This window comes from Thalassolituus sp. UBA2590, assembly GCF_002339775.1.
Taxonomy (GTDB): domain Bacteria; phylum Pseudomonadota; class Gammaproteobacteria; order Pseudomonadales; family Oceanobacteraceae; genus Thalassolituus.
The window spans coordinates 1-5,155 of record NZ_DDKU01000108.1 but is presented as its reverse complement, the minus strand read 5'-3'; the positions used below and the strand labels follow the sequence as shown (position 1 = coordinate 5,155).

Here is a 5,155-nt window from a genome sequence, read left to right as displayed (position 1 = left end):
TTCGTAAGAATCCCCGCCGAGATCAGCCCAGCCACAGCCCCCACGATAGGCACAAAGAACAGAACACCGCTGATTGCAGACAGTACAACTATCAGAGTCATAACCGGAACGGTTAGTGGATACCGGAAGGTTTCAGAGAGGCGTTCCCAGAAGGGTTCAGCCGTGTACGCTGATCCCAGTGACTCGAGCGTCGCGCCACATTTGCAGCAGTAGCGGTCCTCCCCCCTTTCAGACTCCAGTGTGCAGGTATCACATACCCGACTGTCGCAATGAGTACAGTACCAGGTGGCGGCTTCGGTAGGATGATATTTGCAATACTTCATTTATGCCCCCATCGCCAGTTGTTCAGCAACGCTGACATAATATTGTTGCTTGTCTGCCCGATTCTGACGGCTGTGTGCTTTGGCCAGACTGATCGCCACCCGGCTTAATTCAGATGATTTTGCGTTGCGCTTTTTCAATAGAGAAAAGATCTCTTCTGAGAAACTGAGATCCTCTAAGTGAGAGAAATTTGAGCCACAGATCGCCAACGTTTCTGAATCAATATGCTTAAGGTACGGCCTTACATCCGCCCAAATATCTCGTTGCCGAATCAAATCTTCGTCCGCCGTATTTTCGTAGCGAAGAACTTTTTTCAGGCTCACCAGCCAGGTCTTATTTCTGCGTAATTTAAGCAGGTTGTACTGAAGTAGCAGTAATTCAAACTCCTCACCATAGGTCGCAATTGCCTGCTCTATACGATGCTGAGCAGTATCAAAGCGATACTTCTCAATGGCAGCGTATATCTCCGCAAGTTGCTGACGATAAGGTTCGGTATCATCTTCAGGCGTTTCGATGTATTCGAATTTAAGTAACTCAGGGCGAATCAGAGCCAGCGCCCCAACAGACAATGCACCAGCAACAAAACCACCAGCATGAGCCATAAAGGCGACGTTACTGTCAGGGTCTGAATAAAAGCTGATCAGCTCTTTGCCGATATACACCGGCAGAAGAATCATCGCCGGTGCCCGGAAGTAACCAACGATCAGATAGAACCAATAAAAGAAGCGAATAGTCTGCCATCGATAAATAATCAGATACATTGCCATTACCGCCGACAATGAGCCCGAAGCACCGACCAAAGGTTGTTCTGAAGTGAAATCCACCGCTGCATGTGAAATACCAGCCACAATACCGCCGAGCAGATACAGCCCAAGAAAAGACAGGTGCCCGAGAACGGCTTCAACGACAAAGCCACAAATCATCAGAAACATCATGTTCCCCATCAGGTGCATAAAATCACCGTGGAGAAACTGATACATGAAAAGGTCAATCACCGAGAGGTCGTTCGGCTTCACACCAAAACGCACACTACTGATACTGTCTATCTGCTCATTGATCTCAGAGCGGCGATCAACCCACTCGTAATAAAAGCTCGGGTAAAACAACGAGGGGCCGTTCGCTTCAAGGTATTTATAGAACCCCCTGTCTGTCACAACCGCAGTTGCGACCGGAAAAATCATGTCGTCTTCATGATATGCCCGCAGCTCTTCGAGGTGCTCAATGTCGCCCTGTTGTTCCAGATAAGTCTGGTAGTGTGGCCATTCATCTTCAAGGTACCTCGACTCATTGTACGCAGTGATTGCATTAATGTAGCGCTCGGTATCGCCGCTCTGATAGAGAAAAAATACGAGGATATTCAGAAGGATGATACCGATCAGAACAATCGGCGGGTGACTCCAGTTCAGGCGCCGCTCAACGGGAAGGATAATCATGTAGTAGCTGTCCTTGTCGCTCGTGGCAGGGCTCCAGCCCACCACCCTGTAAACTCTGCCAGCTTAAACTGCTTCCCCTCGTCGGACAACTCTACAAACTCAGTTCCCGTGTGCTAACTGAGTGAATAAAGTATCGCCAATCCTGTTAGAATACGCGTTTTATCCAGATCACAGGTTGAATCCATGTCTATTGAACGTCGAATGGTGGTTGCCAACGATAATTGTCCTGCTCGCATGGTGCCGTCCGGCACGCCGACGACAATCAGCGCCGGTACCTTCGTCACCATCAATCAGGCATTGGGTGGTAATTATACGGTGACGGTGAACGGCAATATGATGCGCGTCGATGGTACAGATGCGGCTGCGCTTGGGCTTGAGTCTGAGAGCATCACCTTCGATGACCCAGGTGACGGTCAGGTTCACAAAGAACAGATTGAGCAGGCTCTTCGCACCATCTTCGATCCTGAAATTCCGATCAACCTTCTCGATCTCGGGCTGATCTACGGTATCGATATCGAGGGTACCGACGTCAATATCCGCATGACACTGACAGCCCCTACCTGCGGTATGGGGCCCGTTCTGGTTTCTGATGTGAAATACCGTGTCGCAAAAGTTCCTAATGTCACTTCTGTCAATGTTGAGCTGGTATTCGATCCACCGTGGAGCCGCGACATGATGACCGAAGAAGCCCAACTTGAGGCCGGACTCTTCTTCTGACTCACTGACCAGTCGTTCGCGGTAAACTGGCTATTTCAACAATGGCCGGATATGATGTTACCAGTTTGGCAACATTGCCGATGCATTAGTAATAATAAAAATAAAATAGCAATAAAAAGTGGCCGTCTGGCCCAGGCGAGCAATGAACGACTTGTATTTTACGGCGCTGACCGAGGCCTTGCATGAGGCTGAGATTTGCACGCCGACCCTAGTACTGGATAAGGAACGTCTGGATAGAAATATTGACCACCTTATCGACGTACTGAATAAAGGGTTCGACTATCGCCTTGTCACCAAGTCGTTGCCCTCAATTCCACTGCTTCAGTACATTATGCGACGCACTGGCAGTCAAAGGCTGATGTGCTTCCATCTACCCTTTCTGCTGCAAATCGTGAATCAGATTCCGTCTGCCGACATTCTGATGGGAAAACCTCTTCCCATTCGCGCAGCACGCCATTTTTATAACTGGCATAATAAGCAAACCAGCAGTATGTGCTTCTCTCCAGATCTCCAACTGCAGTGGCTGATAGATAGCCCTCGCCGATTAGCTCAATACGGCCAGTTTGCCCGGGAGAACAATCTGACCATCAGGGTGAGCCTTGAAATCGACGTAGGTATGCATCGGGGTGGCTTCCGGAGCAGCAGTGAATTCACCGAAGCTTTACGGATAATTCAGAACTCAGACCACCTGATACTGACCGGCTTAATGGGCTACGAGGCTCATATCCCACACATTCCAGCTATTCTCGGTGGCGCCCGGCGTGCGTTTGCAGATGCCCGGGGGCGATACAGCAACTTCCTTCAAGCGGTAGAAGTTGAACTGGGAAAAGATGCCCTCAAAGACCTGACGCTTAATACTGGTGGTAGCTCAACTTACACCATGTACACCGACAACAGCTTTGTATCAGAGATCGCGGCTGGTTCAGCATTGGTCAAACCCAAGAACTATGATGTCGATACTCTGGAGCATCATGTTGCCGCTGCCTACATAGCCGCGCCTGTTCTCAAGAAGGTAGAGCGACCAGAGATTCCGCTATCACCGGCTGTGTCGGCAATTCTCCGCTGGACTGGATTCCTGCCAGCTCAAGGAGCTTTTATCTACGGCGGTAACTGGCTTGCAAAACCTGTCTACCCAAGGGAAACGGAACAGGTTCGTCTTCATGGCCGATCCAGCAATCAGGAGCTGTACGGTTTTCCGAAGGATACAAAGATCGAAGAAGATGACTATATTTTCCTGAGGCCGACTCAGAGTGAGTCTGTGTTCCGCCAGTTTGGTCATATTGCTATCTATGAGAATGGCAAAGTTACCGACTGGTGGTCGGTATTCCAGGAAGAGCACAACGAAGGGAATTCCGCCGAATCGTTACTCGAATCGGCGCAAAAGCGAAGCTACCGTCTATAAAGAGAACCGTTCTGCATGCTCCTGTAACGTCCGGGCCAGAGCGCGCTGCTCTTCTGCAGTTTTTCGCATGAAGTTTCCGGTCGCGGCAGTGTGCCGGGAGATATTAAATATGTTCTTCGCCCGGGTCGACACTTCACCGTTGGTCTGCACCTGTTCCTCCGCAGCAGCGGCGATTTGATCAGACATATCGCGAATGTCTGCGACGGCATCACGAATCAGAGATAACTCCTGACTTAGAGTGCCAGACAGAGAGACGGCTCCAGTCACCACATCTTTCGAGCCCTCAACCGCTTTAAACGCCTCCTGAGTCTGCGACTGGAACTGACTGACAATCTGCTCGATTTCATGCGTAGATTCCTGGGTTCTTTGCGCCAGACTACGAACCTCATCAGCTACGACGGCAAAGCCACGCCCCTGCTCCCCAGCACGGGCTGCCTCAATAGCGGCATTCAGTGCCAACAGGTTGGTTTGCTCTGCAATCGCCTTGATCACACCAAGTACGCTACCAATAGACTCGCTTCGCCCATGAAGCTCCCTGATCACCCCGGCAACAGATGTCATGGTCTCGTCCAGACTCGCAATTTTACCTACGTTCTCCTGAACAACTCCGACACTTTTACCAATCGTGTTATCCGCAGAATCTGTCTGCTCAGACATATTGTGAATATTCACTGCAATATCACGAGCCGCGATTTCAAGCTGGCCGACAGACTCGACAACAGATTCAGTCTCTGTCTGTTGCTGTTTCATACCTTTGGTACTTAGTGAGATCGTCGCGTGGTTCTGAATAGCGATCAAAGACAGTTGTTTCGATGTGCTGTCGATTGAATGGATCATATCCGCAATCTGTGCCTGCATGCTGTTAAAGGCTCTCGCTGCCTCGCCGAGTTCATCATCCGTATGAATCATAGCCGGCACATCAAGTTGCAGGTTGTCTGAAACCCGCTTCAACCCCTGCACGACTTCCCTGATCTGGTTAACCAGCATTGCGACGACGAGCCAAACCAGCAAAATCGATACCGCAATAACAGTAACTGCGATAGTCAGCATACCTACAAATTCGCTCTGAGCCAGAGTACCACCTGCTTTTGCGTTGCTGATGAGCGCGGCTGACAGGGTATCTTCGACCTCTTTCAATTTATTAATACGCGCTGTTGACGCTGCAAACCAATCTGCTGCCTTCACCCCAAAACCACCGGTGCCAGACTGCCTGTGGGCGATATCACGATACTTCTGGACTGCAACAACTTCTGCACTGACATTGAACCGCTCCCACAATGTC

Annotated in this window: 5 protein-coding genes; 2 read left to right on the top strand and 3 right to left on the bottom strand. The window is 50.1% G+C overall.

What is annotated here, in order from left to right:
• Together B2067_RS09585 and B2067_RS09580 are read right to left on the bottom strand one after the other, a co-directional pair.
• On the bottom strand, window positions 1–323 hold a 323-nt coding region (locus tag B2067_RS09585), incomplete at its 3' end, for a B-box zinc finger protein (protein WP_301388271.1).
• Window positions 324–1,754, bottom strand: coding sequence for a rhomboid family intramembrane serine protease (locus tag B2067_RS09580; protein WP_301388270.1), 1,431 nt, complete (start codon window positions 1,752–1,754; stop codon window positions 324–326). It lies immediately after the preceding gene.
• 183 nt (window positions 1,755–1,937) lie between these two features.
• Here B2067_RS09580 and sufT point away from each other — a divergent pair, with 183 nt between their 5' ends.
• Together sufT and B2067_RS09570 are read left to right on the top strand one after the other, a co-directional pair.
• Window positions 1,938–2,471: a putative Fe-S cluster assembly protein SufT gene (gene sufT, locus B2067_RS09575; protein WP_273089068.1), complete on the top strand. Its 534-nt coding sequence runs from the start codon at window positions 1,938–1,940 to the stop codon at window positions 2,469–2,471.
• Window positions 2,472–2,613: 142 nt separating this feature from the next.
• Entirely contained in the window at window positions 2,614–3,873 is a 1,260-nt protein-coding gene (locus tag B2067_RS09570; RefSeq protein WP_301388268.1) for an alanine racemase, read from the top strand.
• Here B2067_RS09570 and B2067_RS09565 read toward each other — a convergent pair.
• The coding region (locus B2067_RS09565) for a methyl-accepting chemotaxis protein (protein ID WP_301388267.1) at window positions 3,868–5,155 on the bottom strand (1,288 nt) is incomplete at its 5' end. The two genes, B2067_RS09570 and B2067_RS09565, sit on opposite strands and share 6 nt — an antisense overlap.

What these genes read in the sequence shown, in the direction of transcription:
- sufT (WP_273089068.1), top strand. Translation starts at nt 1,938, where the DNA reads ATGTCTATTGAACGTCGAATGGTGGTTGCCAACGATAATTGTCCTGCT.
- B2067_RS09570 (WP_301388268.1), top strand. Translation starts at nt 2,614, where the DNA reads ATGAACGACTTGTATTTTACGGCGCTGACCGAGGCCTTGCATGAGGCT.
- B2067_RS09580 (WP_301388270.1), bottom strand. Translation starts at nt 1,754, where the DNA reads ATGATTATCCTTCCCGTTGAGCGGCGCCTGAACTGGAGTCACCCGCCG.